We start from the raw sequence: 22,143 nt of genomic DNA on the forward strand, positions 1-22,143 counted from the left end.
GACCCCCGGACTGACCGCAGCCCGTCACCCAAAGTTTTCCCAGGAGGCCGCACGTGTCCAAGCCGCCGTTCACGCACCTGCACGTCCACACCCAGTACTCGCTGCTGGACGGTGCCGCGCGGCTCAAGGACATGTTCGAGGCGTGCAACGAGATGGGCATGACGCACATCGCCATGTCCGACCACGGCAACCTGCACGGGGCGTACGACTTCTTCCACTCCGCGAAGAAGGCCGGGATCACCCCGATCATCGGGATCGAGGCCTATGTCGCTCCCGAGTCGCGCCGCAACAAGCGCAAGATCCAGTGGGGCCAGCCGCACCAGAAGCGGGACGACGTCTCCGGTTCGGGCGGCTACACCCACAAGACGATGTGGGCCGTGAACAAGACGGGCCTGCACAACCTCTTCCGCCTCTCCTCCGACGCGTACGCCGAGGGCTGGCTCCAGAAGTGGCCCCGGATGGACAAGGAGACCATCGCCCAGTGGTCGGAGGGCATCGTCGCCTCCACCGGCTGCCCCTCCGGAGAGGTGCAGACCCGGCTGCGCCTCGGCCACTTCGACGAGGCCCTGAAGGCCGCCGCCGACTACCAGGACATCTTCGGCAAGGACCGCTACTTCCTGGAGCTGATGGACCACGGCATCGACATCGAGCACCGGGTCCGCGACGGCCTGCTGGAGATCGGCAGGAAGCTCGGCATCCCGCCGCTGGTGACGAACGACTCGCACTACACCTACGCGCACGAGGCGACCGCCCACGACGCGCTGCTGTGCATCCAGACCGGCAAGAACCTCTCCGACCCGGACCGCTTCCGCTTCGACGGCACCGGCTACTACCTGAAGTCCACGGAGGAGATGTACGCCATCGACTCCTCGGACGCCTGGCAGGAGGGCTGCGCCAACACGCTCCTGGTCGCCGAGATGGTCGACACCGAGGGCATGTTCGTCAAGCGCGACCTCATGCCGAAGTTCGACATCCCCGAGGGCTACACCGAGGTCACCTGGTTCCAGGAGGAGGTCCGCCGCGGCATGGAGCGCCGCTTCCCCGGCGGTGTCCCCGAGGACCGCCAGAAGCAGGCCGAGTACGAGATGGACGTCATCATCCAGATGGGGTTCCCGGGGTACTTCCTCGTCGTCGCCGACTTCATCATGTGGGCCAAGAAGCAGGGCATCGCCGTCGGCCCCGGCCGAGGCTCCGCGGCCGGCTCGATCGTGGCGTACGCGATGGGCATCACCGACCTCGACCCGATCCCGCACGGCCTGATCTTCGAGCGGTTCCTCAACCCCGAGCGCGTCTCCATGCCCGACGTCGACATCGACTTCGACGAGCGCAGGCGCGTCGAGGTGATCAGGTACGTGACGGAGAAGTACGGCGCCGACAAGGTCGCCATGATCGGCACGTACGGCAAGATCAAGGCGAAGAACGCCATCAAGGACTCCGCGCGCGTGCTGGGCTACCCGTACGCGATGGGCGACCGGCTCACCAAGGCCATGCCCGCCGACGTCCTCGGCAAGGGCATCGACCTCAACGGCATCACGGACCCGACGCACCCGCGCTACAGCGAGGCCGGCGAGATCCGCTCGATGTACGAGAACGAGCCGGACGTGAAGAAGGTCATCGACACCGCCAAGGGCGTCGAGGGCCTGGTGCGGCAGATGGGCGTGCACGCCGCCGGCGTGATCATGTCCAGCGAGCCCATCGTCGACCACGCCCCGATCTGGGTGCGGCACACCGACGGCGTCACCATCACGCAGTGGGACTACCCGCAGTGCGAGTCGCTCGGCCTGCTGAAGATGGACTTCCTCGGCCTGCGCAACCTCACGATCATGGACGACGCCGTCAAGATGGTGAAGTCCAACAAGGGCATCGACCTCGACCTGCTGTCGCTGCCGCTGGACGACCCCACGACCTTCGAGCTGCTCCAGCGCGGCGACACGCTAGGCGTCTTCCAGTTCGACGGCGGACCCATGCGCTCGCTGCTGCGGCTGATGAAGCCCGACAACTTCGAGGACATCTCCGCCGTCTCCGCGCTCTACCGGCCCGGCCCCATGGGCATGGACTCGCACACCAACTACGCGCTGCGCAAGAACGGCCTCCAGGAGATCACGCCGATCCACAAGGAGCTGGAGGAGCCGCTCAAGGAGGTCCTGGACGTCACCTACGGCCTGATCGTCTACCAGGAGCAGGTGCAGAAGGCCGCCCAGATCATCGCCGGGTACTCGCTCGGCGAGGCCGACATCCTCCGCCGCGTGATGGGCAAGAAGAAGCCCGACGAACTGGCGAAGAACTTCACCATCTTCCAGGCCGGCGCCAAGAAGAACGGCTACAGCGACGAGGCCATCCAGGCGCTGTGGGACGTGCTGGTCCCCTTCGCCGGATACGCGTTCAACAAGGCGCACTCGGCCGCGTACGGCCTGGTCTCGTACTGGACGGCGTACCTCAAGGCCAACCACCCCGCCGAGTACATGGCCGCGCTGCTCACCTCCGTCAAGGACGACAAGGACAAGTCGGCGGTCTACCTCAACGAGTGCCGCCGCATGGGCATCCGGGTGCTGCCGCCCAACGTCAACGAGTCCGAGGCGAACTTCGCCGCGCAGGGCGACGACGTGATCCTCTTCGGCCTCTCCGCCGTCCGCAACGTGGGCACCAACGTGGTCGACTCGATCATCAGGTCCCGCAAGGCCAAGGGGAAGTTCACCTCCTTTCCCGACTACCTGGACAAGGTCGAGGCGGTCGTCTGCAACAAGCGGACGACGGAGTCGCTGATCAAGGCCGGCGCCTTCGACGAGATGGGGCACACCCGCAAGGGCCTCACCGCGCAGTACGAACCGATGATCGACAACGTGGTCGCGGTCAAGCGCAAGGAGGCCGAGGGCCAGTTCGACCTCTTCGGGGGCATGGGCGAGGAGGCGAACGACGAACCGGGCTTCGGACTCGACGTCACCTTCGGCGACGAGGAGTGGGACAAGACCTACCTCCTCGCCCAGGAGCGGGAGATGCTCGGCCTGTACGTCTCCGACCACCCGCTCTTCGGCCTGGAGCACGTGCTGTCCGACAAGGCCGACGCGGGCATCTCCCAGCTCACCGGCGGGGACTTCGGCGACGGCGCGGTCGTCACCATCGGCGGCATCATCTCCGGCCTGCAGCGCAAGATGACCAAGCAGGGCAACGCCTGGGCCATCGCCACCGTCGAGGACCTGGCCGGCTCCATCGAGTGCATGTTCTTCCCCGCGACCTACCAGCTGGTGTCCACCCAACTCGTCGAGGACGCCGTGGTGTTCGTCAAGGGACGCCTCGACAAGCGGGAGGACGTGCCGCGCCTGGTCGCGATGGAGCTGATGATCCCCGACCTGTCCAACGCGGGCACCAACGCGCCCGTGGTCCTCACCATCCCGGCGACCCGGGTCACCCCGCCGATGGTCAGCCGCCTCGGCGAGATCCTCACGCACCACAAGGGCGACAGCGAGGTGCGGATCAAGCTCCAGGGGCCGACGAAGACGACGGTGCTGCGCCTGGACCGGCACCGGGTGAAGCCCGATCCGGCCCTGTTCGGCGACCTGAAGGTGCTGCTCGGCCCGTCCTGCCTGGCGGGCTGAACGGCCGAAGCGGCGAAGGGGCGCACCCGGCACCGGGTGCGCCCCTTCGTGTCACGGCGGGCGCAACGGCCCGTGCGCCGGACGTCAGTTGTGGCCGAAGCGCTTCTGCCGCTTGCGGGAGGCCGCGTCGCCGGGCGACAGCGGCGGGGCGTGCTGCTCCTCGCGGTCCAGCACGGCCGAGTCGGCGGCCTGCGGGGCACGGGCGGACGGGGACTGCTTACGGTCACGGTTGTTCTTGTTCTTGGCCATGGTGATCTACCTCCTGAGGGGGATCTGTCGGGCCAGGTACCGCCTCAGAGTCACATAGACTGAAAAAGAACGCATATCGGGTAATTACCGTGCGTGACGCGGCTCGTCGGGCCACGGACCGCCGAAACGCCACGCCGAAGATCGAGTTCGGCCCGTTAACCTCCGCGCCGTCGGGCAGACTCGAAGGAAGCCCGAAGCAAACCTCCCGGAAAGAGGGTGGACCGCGTGGACCGCTGCATCGTCCTGGTGGACGCCGGGTATCTGCTGGGGGCCGCCGCCAGTCTCCTCGCCGGGGAGCCCTCGCGCTCGCGCATCACCGTCGACCACACCGCCCTCGTCCAGGGGTTGCGCGATCGCGCCGAGTCCGACACGCAGCAGCCCCTGCTGCGCATCTACTGGTTCGACGGCGCCCCCGACCGCGTCCCGCAGCCCGAGCACCGCCGGCTGCGCGTGATGCCCCGGGTCACCGTCCGGCTCGGCGCCCTCACGCGCAGCGACGGACGCTGGGCGCAGAAGGGCGTGGACGCGGCCATGCACGCCGAGCTGACCGAGCTGGCCCGCAACCGGGCCTGTTCCGACATCGTCCTGGTGACCGGCGACGGCGACCTGCTGCCCGGCATGATGGCCGCCAAGGAGCACGGCGTCGCCGTCCACCTGTGGGCCGTGCAGGCCGCCGACGGCGACTACAACCAGTCCGAGGACCTGGTCGCCGAGGCCGACGAGCGCCGCGTACTGGACCGCGCCTGGATCACCAGGGCCGTGCGCGCCAAGGAGACCGGCGGCATCTGCGCGCAGCCCCCCGCGCCCCGGCCCGAGATCGCCGCGATCCTGTCCGCGCCGCTGCCCGAGTCCGCCCTGTCCGCCACGGCCGAACGGCCCGCCCGGGAACCCGCGCACCCCGTCGCGGACACCGTCGCCCGCAACGGCACCGAGGAGCGCGCGACGCCCGCCAGGGGCGTCCCCACCCCCAAGGACCTGGCCGCCCTGCGCGCCCCCGGCGCCCACCCCGCCCCGCAGCCGGCCAACGCCACCCTGCGCTGGTCCTCCGACAAGGGCTGGGTCGACCGGCCCGCCGGCGAGCCGGCCGAGGCCGTCTCGCTGCCGACGCTGGCCCAGCTCACCACGGCCGAGCAGCGCTGGGCCGACCGCGAGGAGGACATCACCACGGTCGGCGGCGACCCCTACGAGGTCGGCCAGGTCTTCGCCCGCCGCTGGGTGGAACGCCTCGGCGACCACGTCCACCTGCAGAGACTGTCGGGCATGTACCCCCGCATCCCGCACCGCGTCGACGGCGAGCTGCTGCGGTACGCCGCCCGGTTCGGACTGCTGGCCCACAAGGACGACCAGATCGACGAGCACGACCGGTACGCGATCAGGGCCGGGTTCTGGCGGGAGATCGACGTGCGGACCGCCACCGAGCGAACCCCCACCGGGGAGTGACGCCCCGGACGAATCGATGCTCATGGGCGGACCCGAGGGTGGGGCGGGGGCGGCGACCACGTACTCTCGTCCCTTGTGAATACGCGCGCGACACAGGCACTTCGACCCGGTGGCGATGCCGTGTGCGTGGTGCGCGGACTGACCAAGACCTATGCGGCGGTACGCGGCCGGCGCGGCGTTCCCGCCGCCCCCGAGGTCCGGGCCACCGACGACGTGACGCTGGAGATCCGCCGCGGTGAGATCTTCGGACTGCTCGGGCCGAACGGCGCGGGGAAGTCCACCCTCGTCCGCCAGCTGACCGGCCTGATGCGACCCGACGGCGGCAGCGTGGAGATCCTCGGCCACGACATCGTGCGCCACCCCGAGCGGGCCGCACGGATCCTCGCCTACCTCGGCCAGGAATCCAGCGCCCTCGACGAGCTGACCGTCTCGCTCGCCGCCGAGACCACCGGACGGCTGCGCGGCCTGGACGCCCGCGACGCCCGTGCCGAGCGGGACGCCGTCCTCGACGAACTGGGTCTGACCCCCCTCGCCTCGCGCCCGCTCAGGAAGCTCTCCGGCGGGCAGCGGCGCCTGGCCTGCTTCGCCGCCGCGCTGGTGGGGGAGCGCCCGCTGCTCGTCCTGGACGAGCCGACCACCGGCATGGACCCGGTGGCACGGCGTGCGGTCTGGGCCGCCGTCGACCGCCGGCGGGCCGAGCGCGGCACCACCGTGCTGCTCGTCACCCACAACGTCATCGAGGCCGAGACCGTCCTCGACCGGGTCGCCGTCCTCGACCGCGGCCGCGTGATCGCCTGCGACACCCCGGCCGGACTCAAGGAGCAGGTCGCCGGCGAGGTCCGCGTCGACCTGGTGTGGCGCGAGAGCGCACCGCTGGGCGTGCCCGAGGTCGCCGCCCTGCGCGACCGGGCCGCGGAGTCGGGCCGCCGCTGGACGCTGCGGCTCGCCCCGGAGGAGGCCCGCGCGGTCGTCGCCACCGTCACCGGCGGGGCCGCCTTCGCCGCGCTGGACGACTTCACCCTGGCCACGCCCAGCCTGGAGGACGTGTACCTGGCGCTGGGCGGCGCCGCGCGCCAGGGGCTGGTCAGGGCGTGAGCGGGCGAGCGGTGGGAACGCGCGGCGCCGCGTCCGTACCGGACGGGGTGAGTGCCTCCGTGGGGACCGGACCGGTGGGGACCGGCTCGGCGACGAATGGTGAAGGGGAACAGCGCGACGTGAGTGTCGTACCCGCCGAAGTCCTGTCCGACGGTGCCCCGCCCGCCCGGGAGCAGGGCGCCGCCGCGCTCGGGCCCCGGGCACGGCTGTGGCCCTCCCTGGTGGCCGTGTACCGGGCGCAGCTGTCCCGGGCGCGGGTCGCGCGGATCCCGCTGCTGTTCGTGGCGACGTTCCAGTCGATCGGCATCATGATCCTGATGCGCGGCGTCGTGGACGGCGGCGGCGAGGCCCGGGCCGTGGTCGCCGGGTCGGCGGTGCTCGTCGTGGCCTTCGTCGCGCTGAACCTCCTCGCCCAGTACTTCGGCCAGCTGCGCGCCAGCGGCGGCCTCGACCACTACGCGACCCTGCCGGTACCGCCCGCCGCGGTGGTGCTGGGCGCGGCGGGCGCGTACGCGTCCTTCACCGTGCCCGGGACCGTGGTGACGGCGGTGTTCGGCTGCCTGCTGTTCGGGCTGCCGATGACGCACCTGTGGGTGCTGGCGGCCGTGATCCCGCTGGCGGGCGCCGCGCTCGCCGGACTGGGGGCGGCGCTGGGCCTGCTCGCGCCCCGGCCGGAGCTCGCCACCCTGCTGGGCCAGCTGGGCATGTCGGCGGCGCTGCTGCTGGGCGTGCTGCCCGCCGAGCGGATGCCGGAGGCGGTACGGCTGGCCCGCGACCTGCTGCCCTCGACGTACGGCGTGGAGGCCTTCGCGCGCACCTTCGGGGCGAGGCCCGACTGGGCCTTCGTCCTCGGTGACCTCGCCGTGTGCGCGGCGGTCGGCGTGATCTCCCTGGCCGTCGCCACCTGGGCGTACCGCCGGGCCGCCGTCCGGTGACGCACCGCACAGGCGGGTTTGGCACGATGGCGGGGTGACCGCACCTCTGACTCCTCCTCCGCCACCGCACGAACACTCGTCGTCCCACGGCGGGACGGTGCCGCCGCCCGTGGGCGCGCATGCGGTGGGCACCGCGTACGACGACCCCCACGGCGAACAGGACGGCCCCGGGATGCTGACCGAAGCGCGGCAGGCGGCCGTGACCCTGGTGGCGGTGGCCCTCTCCGGGGCCCTGCTGGGCGTGCTGTGGTGGTGGCTGGCGCCGCGCGTGCCGCTCGTCGGTGACGTGGTGGACGGCAGCTGGGTGGTCTACCTGAAGGACTCCGAGGGCGAGCAGGCCGTCGGGGTCGACGGAACCTTCACGCTGCTCGCGCTCGGGTTCGGGGTGCTCAGCGCCCTGGTCGTCTTCCTGCTGCGGCGGCGCGGGGGCGTGCCGCTGGTGGTGGCGCTGGGCGTCGGCGCCTTCCTCGGATCGCTGCTGGCGTGGCGGGTCGGGGTGTGGCTGGGGCCCGGACAGGACGTGATCGCCCGCGCGCGGGAGGTGGGCAAGGGGACGACGTTCTCCGCTCCGCTGAAGCTGGGCGCGAAGGGGGCGTGGCTGGCCTGGCCGTTCGCCGCCCTCGTGGTGCACCTGGGGCTGACGGGTCTGTTCGGCCCCCGGGACCCGGACCCGTACGCCCAGCACCAGCCGTACCACCCGCCGCGGTACCCGCAGGGGCCCCACGGCGGGAAGTCCGCCTAGGGCCTGTTGCGCAACAGGCCCTGGGGCCACTTTCGCAACAGGCCCCAGGTCAGGCGCGGCCGATCGGGGCGAGGACCGCGGCCGTCAGCTTCGCCAGGTCGTCGGGGGACAGCTCGACCTCCAGGCCGCGGCGGCCCGCCGAGACGCAGATCGTGGCGTGCCCGCAGGCCGACGCGTCCAGGACCGTCGGGAGCCGTTTGCGCTGGCCGAGGGGGGAGATGCCGCCCCGCACGTACCCCGTGGTGCGCTCCGCCAGGGCCGGGTCGGCCATCGCCGCCCGCTTGCCGCCGACCGCGGACGCCAGCGCCTTCAGGTCGAGCTGGCCCGCCACCGGGACCACCGCGACCGTCAGCGCGCCGTCGACGTCCGCCACCAGTGTCTTGAAGACGCGCTCCGGCGACACCCCCATCGCCTCGGCCGCCTCCTCGCCGTAGGACGGATGGGCCGGGTCGTGGTCGTAGGCGTGGACCGTGTACGCCACCCCGGCCGCCGTGAGGGCCACCGTCGCGGGCGTTCCCCCCGACTGCTGCTGCTTCTTCGACTTCTTCGCCATCCGGACCGGCACCTCAGTTGAAACTCGTCGGGCCGCGCGTCAGGTCGGACGCCGGCAGGGACGGCAGCGTACGGATGATGGCGGTCTCGGTGCGAAGGAGTTTCAGCTCGTCGCGCAGCCGGGACGCGGTGTCCGGTGCCTGGAGCAGGCGCTGCTTGGTCGGTGTGTCCAGCGTCATCGCGGCGGCGACCAGGTAGGAGACCACGCCCGGTTCGTCCGGCAGGTCCGCGCCGGTCGCCAGCGAGCGCTCCCGGGCCCCCGCCAGGCGCTTCTGGTACTGGCGGAACGACCGCAGCACCCCCTCGGCCAGCGCTCCCGCCTCGTCCCCGGGTTCCTCGGCCAGCGGTTCGAGGTCGGCCGTCAGGAACGGCCCCGAGGCGTCCACCGACAGCACGCGCACCCGGTTCGTCCCGGTCGCCAGCACCTCGAAGGTGCCGTCGGCCCGCTCCCGGATCGTGGCGGCGTCCGCGATGCAGGCCACCTTGTGGAAGGCCTTGGCCGGGTCCGGGCCGAACCCGGCCGCGGGCCCGCGCTCGGGCGCGGCCGTCGGGTCGGGCATGCCGGGGGCGCTGGGGGCGACCTCGTGGCCGTCGCGGATCGCCACGACGGCGAACCGGCGCGGTTCTTCCTCGGGGATCTTCAGCAGTTCGCGCATCATGGCGCGATAGCGCTCCTCGAAGACGTTCAGCGGGAGCACCAGCCCCGGGAACAGCACCGTGTTCAGGGGGAAGAGGGGGAGCCGGACGGTGGTCACGACGCAGAAGCCTAATGGTCACCGGGACGGAGGGGACCGTCGTGCCCACTTCGTGGATGGTGCGCCCCCCGTCGCCCCCGTGGCCGCACCGCCGCGCGGACGCTCCCGCGCACCTGGAGGAACCGGCCGAGCGGGTCGTCCGTGTCCCGGTCCCACGGGAAGGACGTGACGTACGGGCCGGTCAGCCGCAGCTGTTCCGCCGCGTCCCGCGGGCGCTCCAGGCGGACCAGGACGTACGTCAGCAGGTTGCGCAGCTCCGCCGGCCAGGGGTCCGCCGCCGGGTACGCGGCCGACAGGGCGATCGCACGGTCGGCCGCCGCGTCCAGCCGGGCCCGGACCACGCCGGACACCTGGCCGCCGCGGGTCAGGCAGGCGAAGACCGCCCGCACCGGCAGCGCGCGTACGAACGCGTCCTCGGGGGCGTCCTGCGCGGCCGTCTCGGCGAAGTCGAGGCACTCGCGGTGGGCCCCGGGGGAGGAGGCCGCCAGGTACTCCAGGGCGGCGACGTGGCAGCCGTAGTGGTGCGGGGAGCGACGGACCGCCTGCTCCCACAGCCGTTCGAACTCGGCGTGCCCCGCGTGCGCGCCCCGGGCGGTGTCCAGCGCCACGCACCACGGCACCGGGTCGGGCCCGCCGGCCTCGGTGGCGGCGGTGACCGCCGGGCCCACCTGGCGCAGGAGTTCGGCGCGGGCCGGTGAGTCCCAGCAGCGGTCCACGGCCAGCCGGGCCCGGACCAGCAGGGCACCGGGGTCGTCCGGGGCGGTGGTGCACCAGTGCTCGAGCCATTCGGAGCGGGAGCGGGCGAAGGCGGCCAGTCGGGTCGCGTAACGGTCGCGGTGCTCCCACTCGGCGTTCTCGCGGGTGCCGGCGAGCAGGTCGGCCGCGGGCCCGTACTCGCCGCGGGCCGCGGCGACCAGGGCGGGGGCGAGGCGGTCGTCGGGGGCGTCGAGGAGCACGTCGGCCTCGTCGTCGGTGGTCGGTGCGGCGGCGGGCCGCGACGTACGGAGGAACGCGCGCAGCATGGCCAGTACGACGGCCGACGGCACGGGATGGTTGTGCGGATCCCCACGGGGCCTTCCCGGCTCCGGCCCGGCTCCGGCCCGGCTCCACCTCCGGTCCGGTTCCGCCTCCGCCCTGCGGCTTTCCGCCCGCGTCACCCGTACCGCCCGTGCCGCCCGTGTCACCCGCACCACCCGTGCGGACGTCGTCGGGGTCAGTTGCGGCGCAGGAGTCTCGTCGCGCCGGCCGTGACCGTCGTGGCGAGGATCCAGCCGAGCAGGATCATCGCCGCCGCCAGCCACTGCCAGCCGCCGCGCAGCTGCCAGAAGCCCACCTGGCCCAGGTCGATGACCGGCAGCAGCAGGTCGAGGGCGAACAGGGCCGGGTTCCAGTCCGGGTGTTCGCCGCTCTTGAGCGGCGGATGGTCGGCGCGCGAGAAGGCGAACGAGCCCGCCGCCCACAGCACCGCCATCCACACCGCGGCCCGGCCCGGCCGGTAGCCGTAGGCCACCGTCCAGTCCTGCGCGTACCCCACCAGCTTCGCGGCGAGCGGCAGGCTCTCGCGCCGCCGCCGGTGCTTGGCGAGCAGCACCTCGCGGGCGTCCTCGTCCTCGCCGGAGGCCCGCAGCACGGCGGCGAGGCGCTCGTACGGCTCGGGGTGGTACTCGGCGGTCGCGGCGCCCACCCACCGCAGCCGCTTCGCCAGCGGGAACGGCCCCCGCGGCACCAGGTTCTCGTAGGCGAAGCCGCCCATCTGGAGCCGGCCCGGGCCCGGCCAGCTGTCCGCCCGGTCCATCAGGTTGACCACCCGCGCCCCCGACAGCACCACCCGCCCCCGCGCCGGCCGCTCGCCCAGGAAGCGCAGCTCGGGCGTCTGCACCCGGCGCAGCGACAGCTCCTGGTCGTCGGTGAAGGTGAACCGGGCGTGCTCGAAGTCGACCGCGTCACCGAACCGCCCGTCGTCCAGCCGCACCCCGCCCTCGCACTCGAAGACCTGGATCCGCGTCCCCTGCGCCGGAGTGGTGCCCCGCAGCATCGGGCTGCCCAGGCCCGCCGGCGTCAGGTACAGGGTGCGCTCCACCGCCAGCCGCGGGGCGTTCAGCGCGTACCGCGTGTACGGGTTGAGCAGCCGGGCGCCGCGCAGGCTCAGGGAGACGCCGACCTGGGCGCTGCGCAGGCTCACCTCGCCGTACGACTCCAGCAGCTCGGCCTGGAGGTCCTGGCCGACGGACATGCCGTCCGCGGCTATGGAGCGGCCGCTGCGGTCCCGGTGCACGACCGCCTGGTTGAGCAGCAGGTCGGTGCCTATCTGGGCGTCGGTGAGCCGGATCCCGCCCGGGATCCGGCAGCGCGGCAGGTGCAGATCGCCCTCGGTGTGCAGCCGGGCCGCCTCCAGCCGCGGCACCGAGCAGTCCACCAGTCGCAGGGTCGTGAAGCGGGTCTCGGGCAGCAGGACCTCCCGCTCGAAGCGGCAGCCCCGCAGCTCCACGTACGGCACCACCGTGCCGCCCGCCAGGTCCATCGTGTCGCTGATCTGCACGCCCACGAGCTGCAGCGAGGACACGCGGCCCGCGAGCGCGGGCGGGCCGTCGAGCAACAGCCAGCACACGATGCGGGCCCGCACGGTCCGCTCGGGTCCCCACGGCTGTCCGCCGTGCGGATCGTCGACGAACGCGTCCCCGCTGCTCAGGTCGTACACGCTGCCGTTGCGGAAGGCCTGCCACATGCCCGCCTCCGCGACGGTCAGGTCGTCCGGCAGCTCTCCGTCACGACGGCCGTCCCCTTCGGTCACGGCACTTCACCCCCTCCCCGGCTACTCGCGGGTCACTCACGCTTCGTACAACCGTTCATGCCCGCTGGGTGACGAGTCGAACACTCCACGTGAGGGTGATTCGCCGGATTCCACGGCCGGCCGTGACGAGCCGTCGCTTTCCGTATCAGTCATTGATACGCGCGAACGGTCTCCGACGCGGGTCTGAGAGAATTGGTTCCGTGATCTCCCGAATCGATCTGCGCGGCGACGTCCTCCCTGAGGGCCCCGCCCTGCGCGACCTGCTGCCCCGAGCCGACTTCGACGTCTCGGCCGCCCTGGAGAAGGTGCGTCCGATCTGCGAGGCCGTGCATCATCGTGGTGACGCGGCGCTGATCGACTTCGCCGAGCAGTTCGACGGCGTCAAGCTCGACCAAGTACGCGTTCCGGCCGCCGCGCTCGCGCGCGCGCTGGAGGAGCTCGACCCGGCCGTGCGCGCGGCCCTGGAGGAGTCCGTCCGCCGCGCCCGCCTCGTCCACCGCGAACAGCGCCGCACGACCCACACCACCCAGGTGGTGCCCGGCGGCTCGGTCACCGAGAAGTGGGTGCCGGTCGAGCGGGTCGGCCTGTACGCGCCCGGCGGCCGGTCGGTGTACCCGTCGTCCGTGGTGATGAACGTCGTCCCGGCCCAGGAGGCCGGCGTCGAGTCGATCGCGCTCGCCTCTCCCGCCCAGGCCGAGTTCGGCGGGCTGCCGCACCCGACGATCCTCGCCGCCTGCGCCCTGCTCGGCGTCGACGAGGTGTACGCGGCCGGCGGCGCCACCGCCGTCGCGATGTTCGCGTACGGCACCGAGTCCTGCCCGCCCGCCAACATGGTCACCGGCCCCGGCAACATCTGGGTCGCCGCCGCCAAGCGGTACTTCACCGGCAGGATCGGCATCGACGCCGAGGCCGGCCCGACCGAGATCGCCGTCCTCGCCGACTCGACGGCCGACCCGGCGCACGTCGCCTCCGACCTGATCAGCCAGGCCGAGCACGACCCGCTGGCCGCCGCCGTCCTGGTCACCGACTCCGTGGAGCTGGCCGACGCGGTCGAGCGCGAGCTGGAGCCGCAGGTCGCGGCCACCAAGCACGTCGACGACCGGATCGTGCCAGCCCTCAAGGGGAGGCAGTCCGCGATCGTGCTGGTCGACGGCATCGACGAGGGCCTGCGCGTGGTCGACGCGTACGGCGCCGAGCACCTGGAGATCCAGACCGCCGACGCCGCCGCCGTCGCCGAGCGCGTGAAGAACGCCGGCGCGATCTTCGTCGGCCCCTGGGCGCCCGTCTCCCTCGGCGACTACGCGGCCGGGTCCAACCACGTCCTGCCCACCGGCGGCTGCGCCTGCCACTCCTCGGGCCTGTCGGTCCAGTCCTTCCTGCGCGGCATCCACATCGTCGACTACACGCGGGACGCGCTGGCCGAGGTCGCGCACCACGTGGTGACGCTGGCGGAGGCGGAGGACCTGCCCGCGCACGGCGCGGCGATCAAGGCCCGGTTCGATTGGAAGGTTCCGGAGAGCAAGTGACGTTCGGTATCGACGACCTCCCCGTACGGGACGAGCTGCGCGGCAAGTCCCCCTACGGCGCGCCCCAGCTGGACGTGCCCGTACGGCTGAACACCAACGAGAACCCCTACCCCCTGCCCGACGCGCTGGTGGAGCGGATCACCGAGCGGGTCCGCGAGGCCGCCCGCGACCTCAACCGCTACCCGGACCGGGACGCGGTCGAGCTGCGCACGCAGCTCGCCGAGTACCTGACGAAGACGTCCGGCCACCCCCTGGACGTGAGCAACGTCTGGGCGGCCAACGGCTCCAACGAGGTCATCCAGCAGCTGCTGCAGACCTTCGGCGGCCCGGGCCGCACCGCGATCGGCTTCGAGCCGTCGTACTCGATGCACGCCCTCATCTCGCGCGGCACCGGCACCGGATGGATCTCCGGCCCGCGCAACGAGGACTTCACCGTCGACGTGCCCGCCGCCCAGAAGGCGATCGCCGAGCACCGCCCGGACGTCGTCTTCATCACCACCCCCAACAACCCCACCGGCAACGCGGTCCCGGCCGAGACGGTCCTCGCCCTGTACGAGGCCGCGCAGGCGGCGAAGCCGTCGATGGTGGTCGTGGACGAGGCCTACATCGAGTTCAGCCACGGCGCCTCGCTGCTGCCGCTGCTGGACGGACGGCCCCACCTCGTCGTCTCGCGCACGATGTCGAAGGCGTTCGGCGCGGCGGGCCTGCGCCTGGGCTACCTCGCCGCGCACCCGGCCGTCGTCGACGCCGTACAGCTCGTCCGGCTGCCCTACCACCTGTCGGCCGTGACCCAGGCGACCGCGCTGGCCGCCCTGGAGCACACGGACACGCTGCTGAAGTACGTCGAGCAGCTGAAGGCCGAGCGGGACCGGCTGGTGGCCGAACTGCGCGCCCTCGGCTACGAGGTCACCGAGTCCGACGCCAACTTCGTCCAGTTCGGGCGGTTCGCGGACGCGCACGCCACCTGGCGGAAGATCCTCGACCGGGGCGTCCTGGTGCGGGACAACGGCGTACCGGGATGGCTGCGGGTGACCGCCGGCACCCCCCAGGAGAACGACGCGTTCCTCGATGCGGTACGCGAACTGAAGAAGGAACAGGAGCACAGCGGATGAGCCGCGTCGGGCGCGTGGAGCGCACCACCAAGGAGACCTCGGTCCTCGTCGAGATCGATCTCGACGGCACCGGCAGGACCGACATCGCCACCGGCGTCGGTTTCTACGACCACATGCTCGACCAGCTCGGCCGGCACGGTCTGTTCGACCTGACCGTGAAGACCGACGGCGACCTGCACATCGACTCCCACCACACCATCGAGGACACCGCCCTCGCCCTGGGCGCCGCCTTCAAGCAGGCCCTCGGGGACAAGGTGGGCATCTACCGCTTCGGCAACTGCACGGTCCCGCTGGACGAGTCCCTCGCCCAGGTCACCGTCGACCTCTCCGGCCGCCCCTACCTCGTGCACACCGAGCCCGAGAACATGGCGCCGATGATCGGCGAGTACGACACCACGATGACCCGGCACATCCTGGAGTCCTTCGTCGCCCAGGCGCGGATCGCGCTGCACGTGCACGTGCCGTACGGGCGCAACGCGCACCACATCGTGGAGTGCCAGTTCAAGGCGCTCGCCCGGGCCCTGCGCTACGCCTCGGAGCGTGACGCGCGCGCGGCCGGCATCCTGCCCTCCACGAAGGGCGCGCTGTGAACGGCTCCTCGACCGCGCTGATCTTCCTCGGCCTGCTCCTCGTCGGCGGCATCATCTCCTTCGTCAAGCAGAAGATGCCCACGCAGCTCATCGTCCTGCTCTCCATCGGCGCCGTGATGTGTCTCGTCGCGGGCGTCATGAGGCTGGAGGTGTGGAATTGACCTCTCCCGCCAAGCGGGTCGTCGTCTTCGACTACGGCTTCGGCAACGTCCGCTCCGCCGAGCGCGCCCTCGCGCGCACGGGAGCCGACGTCGAGATCACCCGTGACTACGACAAGGCCATGAACGCCGACGGACTGCTGGTCCCCGGCGTCGGCGCCTTCGCCGCCTGCATGGACGGCCTGCGGGCCGCCCGCGGCGACTGGGTCGTCGAACGCCGGCTGGCCGGCGGACGCCCCGTGATGGGCATCTGCGTCGGCATGCAGATCCTCTTCGCCCGCGGCATCGAGCACGGCGTGGAGGCCGAGGGCCTGGACGAGTGGCCCGGCACGGTCGGTCCCCTCCAGGCCGACGTCGTGCCGCACATGGGCTGGAACACGGTCGAGGCCCCGGCCGACTCCCAGCTCTTCGCCGGCCTGGACGCGGACGCCCGCTTCTACTTCGTGCACTCCTACGCGGTCCACGACTGGTCGCTGGAGACGCACAACCCGCTGATCGCCGCGCCCAAGGTGACCTGGTCCACGCACGGCAAGCCCTTCGTGGCGGCCGTGGAGAACGGCGCCCTGTGGGCCACCCAGTTCCACCCCGAGAAGTCCGGCGACGCCGGAGCCCAGCTCCTCACCAACTGGATCGAGACCCTGTAGAGATGAGCACGCTCGAACTCCTCCCCGCCGTCGACGTCCGCGACGGCCAGGCCGTCCGCCTCGTGCACGGCGAGTCCGGCACCGAGACCTCCTACGGCTCCCCGCTGGAGGCCGCCCTCGCCTGGCAGCGCTCCGGCGCCGAGTGGCTGCACCTGGTCGACCTGGACGCCGCGTTCGGCACCGGGGACAACCGCGAGCTGATCGCCGAGGTCGCGAAGGCCATGGACATCAAGGTCGAGCTGTCCGGCGGCATCCGCGACGACGACACCCTCGCCGCCGCGCTCGCCACCGGCTGCACCCGCGTCAACCTCGGCACGGCCGCCCTGGAGACCCCCGAGTGGGTCGCCAAGGTCATCGCCGAGCACGGTGACAAGATCGCGGTCGGTCTGGACGTACGGGGCACCACCCTGCGCGGCCGCGGCTGGACCCGCGACGGCGGCGACCTCTACGAGACGCTGGACCGCCTGAACAAGGAGGGCTGCGCCCGCTACGTCGTCACCGACATCGCCAAGGACGGCACCCTCCAGGGCCCCAACCTGGAGCTCCTGAAGAACGTCTGCGCGGCCACCGACCGCCCGGTGGTGGCGTCCGGCGGCGTGTCCTCCCTGGACGACCTGCGCGCGATCGCCGGTCTCGTCCCCGCCGGTGTCGAAGGCGCCATCGTCGGGAAGGCCCTGTACGCGAAGGCGTTCACCCTGGAAGAGGCCTTGGAGGCTGTGTCGCCATGACGTCCGAAGCCGTACGGCGCGTGCAGAGCGGAAGTCCCTGGGAAGAGTCCTTCGGTTTCGCACGGGCCGTCGCGGCGGGCGATCGTGTCGTCGTGGCGGGCACGACCGCCTTCAAGGGCGACGTGCTGTACGGCGACGGCGACCCGTACGAACAGACGAAGGTGGCCTTCGCCACCGCCCTCGAGGCGATCGGCGCGTTCGGGCTGGGCATCGAGTCCGTGATCCGGACCCGGGTGTACCTGGCCCACTCGCGCGACGTCGACGAGGTGGGCCGGGCCCACAAGGAGCTGTTCGCCTCCGTGCGCCCGGCCACGACCCTGCTGGTCGTGGAGGGCTTCATCGACTCGCGGGTCCTGGTGTCGGTGGAGCTGGAAGCATTCAGAGAGCAGTAAGAGGCAAGAGGAGCCGTGGATTCATGACCCTGGCGGTCCGAGTCATCCCCTGCCTGGACGTGGACAACGGCCGGGTCGTCAAGGGCGTCAACTTCCAGAACCTGCGCGACGCGGGCGACCCCGTCGAGATGGCCAAGGTGTACGACGCCGAGGGCGCCGACGAGCTGACGTTCCTGGACATCACCGCCTCGTCGGGCAACCGTGAGACGACCTACGACGTGGTGCGCCGCACCGCCGAGCAGGTGTTCATCCCGCTGACCGTCGGCGGCGGCGTGCGCACCGCCGAGGACGTCGACAAGCTGCTGCGGGCCGGCGCGGACAAGGTGGGCGTCAACACCGCCGCCATCGCCCGCCCGGACCTGATCCGCGAGATCGCCGAGCGCTTCGGCCGTCAGGTCCTGGTGCTGTCGGTCGACGCCCGCCGCACCGAGGCCGGCACCTTCGAGGTGACCACCCACGGCGGCCGGCGCGGCACCGGCATCGACGCGGTCGAGTGGGCGCACCGGGCCGCCGAGCTGGGCGCGGGGGAGATCCTGCTCAACTCGATGGACGCGGACGGCACGAAGGACGGCTACGACCTGGAGATGATCGCGGCGGTCCGCGAGCACGTCACGGTCCCGGTGATCGCCTCCGGCGGCGCCGGCCGCCTCGCCGACTTCCCGCCGGCCGTCGCGGCGGGCGCGGACGCGGTGCTGGCGGCGTCCGTCTTCCACTTCGGCGACCTGCGCATCGGCGAGGTGAAGGAGACGCTCCGGACGGCGGGCCACCCTGTCCGTTAGCCAGAGACGCCAGCGACGGGGGACCGCGTCCGTGCCGGACACCCGCGTACCGGGGGCCGCCACCGCCTCCGCCTCCGTACCCGCACACCGCGACGCCAACGTGCTGCGCTGGGTCGCCGCCTACACCGCCTCCATGCTCGGCGACACCGTCTTCTTCCTGGCGCTGTCCTGGGCCGCCGTGCGCAGCGGCACCCCCGCCCAGGCCGGGATCGTCACCGCCGTGAGCGCGGTGCCCCGGGCGCTGCTCATGCTCGGCGGCGGTGTGGTCGCCGACCGGCTGGGCCCGCGCCGGGTCGTCATCGGCAGCGACGTCGTACGGTGCGTCACCGTCCTGACGGTCGCCGCGGTGCTCTTCGTGGCCGACCCCGGGCTGTGGCTGCTGGTGCTGCTCGCCGTCGTCTTCGGCACCGTCGACGCCGTGTTCATGCCCGCCGTCGGGGCGCTGCCCGCCCGCATCACCGCCAAGGACCAGCTCGCCCGTGTCCAGGGCATGCGCGGCCTCGCCGTCCGCTTCGCCGCCGTCGTCGGCGCCCCGCTCGGCGGGCTCGGCGTGGCCGTCGGCGGTTCGGCCGCCGCCTTCGCCCTGGCCGGGCTGCTGATCGCCGTGTCGGTGCCGCTGCTGGTGTCCGTGCGCGTGCGGGAACTGCCCGCCGACGACACGGCGGCCGGCACCACGGCGTGGCGGGACCTGGCGGCCGGGCTCCGGTACATCCGCCGGCACCGCGTCCTGGGCCCGCTGATGGTGACCATCGCGCTGGGCGACCTCGGTTTCGTCGGCCCCCTCAACGTGGGGCTGACCCTGCTCGCCGACGAACGCGGCTGGGGCGCCTCGGGGATGGGCTGGGTGCTCGCGGGATTCGGCGTCGGCGCCGGCACGGCGGCCCTGCTGCTGACCGTACGGGGCCGCCTGCCGCGCGCCGGATGCGTCGCCGCCGGCGCCCTCGTCCCCGGCGCCGCCGCGATCGGCTTCCTGCCGCACGCCCCCGGTCTCGCCGTCGCCGTCGGCATCGCGGTGGCCGTCGGACTGCTCACGGGTCTCAGCGGCGCCGTATGCGGGGCCCTGCTGCAGACCCGGTCCGACCCCGCCTACCTGGGGCGCGTCACGGCGGTCGCCGGCATCGTCAGCCTGGGCGTGGCACCGCTCAGCATGCCGCTCTCCGCAGCGGCCGTCGGCGCCTGGGGCACCGGCCCGGTCTTCGCGGCGAGCGCCGCGGTGTGCGCCCTCGGCGGGCTGGTCGCCCTGTGCGCTCCCGGGGTGCGCCGGGCCGAGCTGCCGGCGTGAGCGCGCGGGGCGGGCGACCGCGCCGTCCCCGGAGCCCCACCCGGCGCCCCCGGCCGCCGGACGCCGAGCTGCCCGGACCCGCTCAGATACCGAGCTGCCTGGACTCGCTCAGCCGGACGATCGCGTCCTTCTCGCCCTCCAGCTCCACCTTCGCCGCGCCCTGCCGCCCGTACGCGAACAGCAGCAGCTCGGACGGCTCGCCCGTCGCCGTCACCACCGGCGTACCCCGGCGGGCGACCGTCGTCTGGCCGTTCGGGCGGCGCAGCACCAGGCCCGTCGGGATGCCCCGGCCCATCAGGCGGGCGGCGCGCTCCAGCCGGGACCACAGGGCGTCCTGGAAGACCGGGTCCAGCTCGCGAGGCGACCAGTCCGGCTGGGCGCGGCGGACGTCCTCGGCGTGGACGTAGAACTCCACCGTGTTCGCCGCCTCGTCGACCTGCTTGAGCTGGAACGGCGAGAACCGGGGAGGGCCGGTGCGGATCAGCTGGACCAGCTCCTCGTACGGCTTCGCGCCGTACTCCTCCATCACCCGGTCCAGACGGGACGCCAGCTGCTTGACCAGGGCGCCGCCGGCGGCGTCCGGCCGCCGCTCGCGGATCACCACGTGCGCGGCGAGGTCCCGGGTCCGCCAGCCCTCGCAGAGGGTGGGGGCGTCCGGGCCCGCCGTCTCCAACAGGTCGGCCAGCAGAAGTCGTTCACGCTTCGCGAATGTCGACATGTCAGCCAGCCTACGGCCGACCCCCGGGTCCGCCCAGTGGACGGCGCCGGGGCGTGTCCCGCGCGCGCGGCACAATGGGCGTCATGACCAGCAGCTCCCCCCGGCTCCCCAGTCCGCTCGACCCGCGGATCGCGGCGCGCCTCAAGCGCAGTGCCGACGGCCTCCTGCCCGCCATCGCCCAGCAGTACGACACCGGGGAGGTGCTGATGCTCGGCTGGATGGACGACGAGGCGCTGCACCGCACGCTGACCACGGGCCGCTGCACCTACTGGTCGCGCAGCCGCCGGGAGTACTGGGTCAAGGGCGACACCTCGGGACACTTCCAGTGGGTGAAGTCCGTCGCCCTGGACTGCGACGCCGACACCGTCCTGGTCAAGGTCGACCAGGTCGGCGCCGCCTGCCACACCGGCGCCCGCACCTGCTTCGACGCCGACGTCCTGCTCGGGGACGGCACGGGTGCCGACGCGCCCGGCGCCGATCAGTAGGGTCTGCCCACATGGACGACAAGGACGCCATGGACCTCGACACCTTCCGCAAGCTGGCCGCCGACCGCCGGGTGATCCCGGTCAGCCGCAAGCTCCTCGCCGACGGCGACACCCCGGTCGCCCTGTACCGCAAGCTCGCCGCCGAGCGCCCCGGCACCTTCCTGCTGGAGTCCGCCGAGAACGGACGGTCCTGGTCCCGGTACTCCTTCGTCGGCGTCCGCAGCGCCGCCACCCTCACCGAGAAGGACGGCGAGGCCCACTGGCAGGGCACCCCGCCCGTCGGCGTCCCCACCGGCGGCGACCCGCTCGCCGCCCTGCGCGCCACCGTCGAGGCCCTGCACACCCCCCGCGACCTCGCCCACGACCTGGGCCTGCCGCCCTTCACCGGCGGCATGGTCGGCTACCTCGGCTACGACATCGTGCGCCGCCTGGAGAAGGTCGGCCCCGGAGAGCGCGACGACCTGAAGCTCCCCGAGCTGACCATGCTCCTCACCAGCGACCTCGCCGTCATGGACCACTGGGAGGGCTCGGTCCTGCTGATCGCCAACGCGATCAACCACAACGACCTGGAGACCGGCGTCGACGAGGCCTACGCCGACGCCATCGCCCGCCTGGACGCCATGGAGGCCGACCTCACGCGCGCCGTCGCCCAGCCCCCGGCCGCCCTGCCGCCCTCCGAGCTGCCCGAGTACACCGCGCTGTGGGGCGGCCCCGACTTCCAGGAGGCCGTCGAGGACATCAAGGAGCGCATCCGCGCGGGCGAGGCCTTCCAGGTCGTCCCCTCGCAGCGCTTCGAGACGCCGTGCACGGCGAGCGCCCTGGACGTGTACCGGGTGCTGCGCGCCACCAACCCGTCCCCGTACATGTACCTGCTGCGCCTCGACGGCTTCGACGTCGTCGGCTCGTCCCCCGAGGCGCTGGTCAAGGTCGAGGACGGGCGGGCCATGGTCCACCCCATCGCCGGCACCCGCCCGCGCGGCGCCACCCCGCAGGAGGACCAGGTCCTCGCCGACGAACTGCTCGCCGACCCCAAGGAGCGCGCCGAGCACCTGATGCTCGTCGACCTGGGCCGCAACGACCTCGGACGCGTCTGCGAACCCGGCTCCGTCGAGGTGGTCGACTTCATGTCCGTCGAGCGGTACTCGCACGTCATGCACATCGTCTCGACGGTCACCGGCCGGGTCGCCCCGGGCCGCACCGCCTTCGACGTCCTCACCGCCTGCTTCCCGGCCGGCACGCTCTCCGGCGCGCCCAAGCCGCGCGCCCTGCAGATCATCGACGAACTCGAACCGTCCCGGCGCGGCCTGTACGGCGGCTGCGTCGGCTACCTCGACTTCGCGGGCGACTCCGACACCGCCATCGCCATCCGCACGGCCCTGCTGCGCGACGGCACGGCCTACGTGCAGGCGGGCGCCGGCATCGTCGCCGACTCCGACCCGGTCGCCGAGGACACCGAGTGCCGCAACAAGGCGGCGGCGGTGCTGCGGGCGGTGCACACCGCCAACCGGCTCGGGCAATAGGGTCATTCTCACGTCCCGCATTCCCCGCCCCGGGTGACGGTCCGCCCGGGGTCCGGG

Annotated in this window: 22 protein-coding genes; 16 read left to right on the forward strand and 6 right to left on the reverse strand. The window is 72.7% G+C overall.

The annotated features are described in order from the left end of the window. Positions 1 to 53: 53 nt before the first annotated feature. On the forward strand, positions 54 to 3,593 hold the full coding sequence (dnaE, locus tag JHAT_RS09710) for a DNA polymerase III subunit alpha (RefSeq protein ID WP_077797666.1): 3,540 nt from the start codon (positions 54 to 56) through the stop codon (positions 3,591 to 3,593). An 84-nt stretch (positions 3,594 to 3,677) separates the two neighbouring features. Here the strand turns inward: dnaE and JHAT_RS09715 are convergent, their stop codons facing one another. Next, positions 3,678 to 3,842 carry a hypothetical protein gene (locus JHAT_RS09715; protein WP_077797667.1) on the reverse strand — a complete coding sequence of 55 codons (165 nt, stop codon included), beginning with the start codon at positions 3,840 to 3,842 and terminating at the stop codon, positions 3,678 to 3,680. Between the two features lie 225 nt (positions 3,843 to 4,067). Here JHAT_RS09715 and JHAT_RS09720 point away from each other — a divergent pair, with 225 nt between their 5' ends. The 4 genes from JHAT_RS09720 (at position 4,068) to JHAT_RS09735 (ending at position 8,054) form a co-directional block, all read left to right on the forward strand. Continuing rightward, positions 4,068 to 5,282, forward strand: a complete 1,215-nt coding sequence (locus tag JHAT_RS09720; RefSeq protein ID WP_077797707.1) for an NYN domain-containing protein — start codon at positions 4,068 to 4,070, stop codon at positions 5,280 to 5,282. Between the two features lie 120 nt (positions 5,283 to 5,402). Next, positions 5,403 to 6,377 carry an ABC transporter ATP-binding protein gene (locus JHAT_RS09725; protein ID WP_077797668.1) on the forward strand — a complete coding sequence of 325 codons (975 nt, stop codon included), beginning with the start codon at positions 5,403 to 5,405 and terminating at the stop codon, positions 6,375 to 6,377. Between the two features lie 119 nt (positions 6,378 to 6,496). Further along, positions 6,497 to 7,312: an ABC transporter permease gene (locus tag JHAT_RS09730; RefSeq protein WP_077797669.1), complete on the forward strand. Its 816-nt coding sequence runs from the start codon at positions 6,497 to 6,499 to the stop codon at positions 7,310 to 7,312. 34 nt (positions 7,313 to 7,346) lie between these two features. Beyond that, entirely contained in the window at positions 7,347 to 8,054 is a 708-nt protein-coding gene (locus tag JHAT_RS09735) for an AAA family ATPase (protein ID WP_077797670.1), read from the forward strand. A 49-nt stretch (positions 8,055 to 8,103) separates the two neighbouring features. Here JHAT_RS09735 and ybaK read toward each other — a convergent pair whose 3' ends face one another. From ybaK to JHAT_RS09755, 4 genes are all read right to left on the reverse strand, one after another. Next, entirely contained in the window at positions 8,104 to 8,607 is a 504-nt protein-coding gene (gene ybaK / locus JHAT_RS09740; protein ID WP_077797708.1) for a Cys-tRNA(Pro) deacylase, read from the reverse strand. Between the two features lie 13 nt (positions 8,608 to 8,620). Then, positions 8,621 to 9,361: an LON peptidase substrate-binding domain-containing protein gene (locus JHAT_RS09745; protein WP_077797671.1), complete on the reverse strand. Its 741-nt coding sequence runs from the start codon at positions 9,359 to 9,361 to the stop codon at positions 8,621 to 8,623. Between the two features lie 11 nt (positions 9,362 to 9,372). Then, positions 9,373 to 10,383, reverse strand: a complete 1,011-nt coding sequence (locus tag JHAT_RS09750) for a hypothetical protein (protein WP_077797709.1) — start codon at positions 10,381 to 10,383, stop codon at positions 9,373 to 9,375. Positions 10,384 to 10,574: 191 nt separating this feature from the next. Further along, complete coding sequence (locus tag JHAT_RS09755) at positions 10,575 to 12,152, reverse strand: oxidoreductase (protein ID WP_077797672.1); 1,578 nt, start codon at positions 12,150 to 12,152, stop codon at positions 10,575 to 10,577. A 200-nt stretch (positions 12,153 to 12,352) separates the two neighbouring features. On the opposite strand from JHAT_RS09755, the gene hisD reads away from it, so the two are divergent. From hisD to JHAT_RS09795, 9 genes are read left to right on the forward strand one after another with little or no spacing between them, the layout of a single operon-like run. Further along, a complete protein-coding gene (gene hisD / locus JHAT_RS09760) occupies positions 12,353 to 13,678 on the forward strand; it encodes a histidinol dehydrogenase (RefSeq protein WP_077797673.1) in 1,326 nt (441 codons plus the stop codon). After that, entirely contained in the window at positions 13,675 to 14,790 is a 1,116-nt protein-coding gene (locus JHAT_RS09765; protein WP_077797674.1) for a histidinol-phosphate transaminase, read from the forward strand. Before hisD ends, JHAT_RS09765 begins: the two co-directional genes overlap by 4 nt. After that, positions 14,787 to 15,380, forward strand: coding sequence for an imidazoleglycerol-phosphate dehydratase HisB (hisB, locus tag JHAT_RS09770; protein ID WP_077797675.1), 594 nt, complete (start codon positions 14,787 to 14,789; stop codon positions 15,378 to 15,380). Before JHAT_RS09765 ends, hisB begins: the two co-directional genes overlap by 4 nt. Then, on the forward strand, positions 15,377 to 15,541 hold the full coding sequence (locus tag JHAT_RS34615) for a hypothetical protein (RefSeq protein ID WP_171990820.1): 165 nt from the start codon (positions 15,377 to 15,379) through the stop codon (positions 15,539 to 15,541). The genes hisB and JHAT_RS34615 overlap by 4 nt, the downstream gene beginning before the upstream one ends. Further along, complete coding sequence (hisH, locus tag JHAT_RS09775) at positions 15,532 to 16,182, forward strand: imidazole glycerol phosphate synthase subunit HisH (RefSeq protein WP_077797676.1); 651 nt, start codon at positions 15,532 to 15,534, stop codon at positions 16,180 to 16,182. The genes JHAT_RS34615 and hisH overlap by 10 nt, the downstream gene beginning before the upstream one ends. A 2-nt stretch (positions 16,183 to 16,184) precedes the next feature. Then, complete coding sequence (gene priA / locus JHAT_RS09780; RefSeq protein WP_077797677.1) at positions 16,185 to 16,910, forward strand: bifunctional 1-(5-phosphoribosyl)-5-((5-phosphoribosylamino)methylideneamino)imidazole-4-carboxamide isomerase/phosphoribosylanthranilate isomerase PriA; 726 nt, start codon at positions 16,185 to 16,187, stop codon at positions 16,908 to 16,910. After that, positions 16,907 to 17,302 (forward strand): RidA family protein, encoded by a 396-nt coding sequence (locus tag JHAT_RS09785; protein WP_077797678.1) that lies wholly within the window; start codon positions 16,907 to 16,909, stop codon positions 17,300 to 17,302. The genes priA and JHAT_RS09785 overlap by 4 nt, the downstream gene beginning before the upstream one ends. A gap of 23 nt (positions 17,303 to 17,325) precedes the next feature. After that, positions 17,326 to 18,081: an imidazole glycerol phosphate synthase subunit HisF gene (hisF, locus tag JHAT_RS09790; protein ID WP_077797679.1), complete on the forward strand. Its 756-nt coding sequence runs from the start codon at positions 17,326 to 17,328 to the stop codon at positions 18,079 to 18,081. A 31-nt stretch (positions 18,082 to 18,112) separates the two neighbouring features. Next, a complete protein-coding gene (locus tag JHAT_RS09795) occupies positions 18,113 to 19,363 on the forward strand; it encodes an MFS transporter (protein WP_107481886.1) in 1,251 nt (416 codons plus the stop codon). An 82-nt stretch (positions 19,364 to 19,445) separates the two neighbouring features. Here JHAT_RS09795 and JHAT_RS09800 read toward each other — a convergent pair whose 3' ends face one another. After that, positions 19,446 to 20,081, reverse strand: a complete 636-nt coding sequence (locus JHAT_RS09800; RefSeq protein WP_077797680.1) for a TIGR03085 family metal-binding protein — start codon at positions 20,079 to 20,081, stop codon at positions 19,446 to 19,448. A gap of 83 nt (positions 20,082 to 20,164) precedes the next feature. Between JHAT_RS09800 and hisI the strand changes: the two genes are divergently transcribed. Beyond that, complete coding sequence (hisI, locus tag JHAT_RS09805; protein WP_077797711.1) at positions 20,165 to 20,566, forward strand: phosphoribosyl-AMP cyclohydrolase; 402 nt, start codon at positions 20,165 to 20,167, stop codon at positions 20,564 to 20,566. A 29-nt stretch (positions 20,567 to 20,595) separates the two neighbouring features. Beyond that, positions 20,596 to 22,086: an anthranilate synthase component I gene (locus JHAT_RS09810; protein ID WP_253195454.1), complete on the forward strand. Its 1,491-nt coding sequence runs from the start codon at positions 20,596 to 20,598 to the stop codon at positions 22,084 to 22,086. Positions 22,087 to 22,143: the final 57 nt, after the last annotated feature.

The sequence above is a fragment of the Streptomyces sp. JHA26 genome (assembly GCF_002005565.1).
Lineage (GTDB): Bacteria > Actinomycetota > Actinomycetes > Streptomycetales > Streptomycetaceae > Streptomyces.

Excerpts from the sequence above, each read along its gene's own strand:
- JHAT_RS09785 (WP_077797678.1), top strand. The coding sequence starts at position 16,907 with ATGACGTCCGAAGCCGTACGGCGCGTGCAGAGCGGAAGTCCCTGGGAA.
- JHAT_RS09810 (WP_253195454.1), top strand. The coding sequence starts at position 20,596 with ATGGACCTCGACACCTTCCGCAAGCTGGCCGCCGACCGCCGGGTGATC.
- priA (WP_077797677.1), top strand. The coding sequence starts at position 16,185 with ATGAGCACGCTCGAACTCCTCCCCGCCGTCGACGTCCGCGACGGCCAG.
- JHAT_RS09750 (WP_077797709.1), bottom strand. The coding sequence starts at position 10,383 with ATGCTGCGCGCGTTCCTCCGTACGTCGCGGCCCGCCGCCGCACCGACC.
- hisI (WP_077797711.1), top strand. The coding sequence starts at position 20,165 with ATGACCAGCAGCTCCCCCCGGCTCCCCAGTCCGCTCGACCCGCGGATC.
- JHAT_RS09715 (WP_077797667.1), bottom strand. The coding sequence starts at position 3,842 with ATGGCCAAGAACAAGAACAACCGTGACCGTAAGCAGTCCCCGTCCGCC.
- hisB (WP_077797675.1), top strand. The coding sequence starts at position 14,787 with ATGAGCCGCGTCGGGCGCGTGGAGCGCACCACCAAGGAGACCTCGGTC.
- JHAT_RS09800 (WP_077797680.1), bottom strand. The coding sequence starts at position 20,081 with ATGTCGACATTCGCGAAGCGTGAACGACTTCTGCTGGCCGACCTGTTG.
- hisF (WP_077797679.1), top strand. The coding sequence starts at position 17,326 with ATGACCCTGGCGGTCCGAGTCATCCCCTGCCTGGACGTGGACAACGGC.
- ybaK (WP_077797708.1), bottom strand. The coding sequence starts at position 8,607 with ATGGCGAAGAAGTCGAAGAAGCAGCAGCAGTCGGGGGGAACGCCCGCG.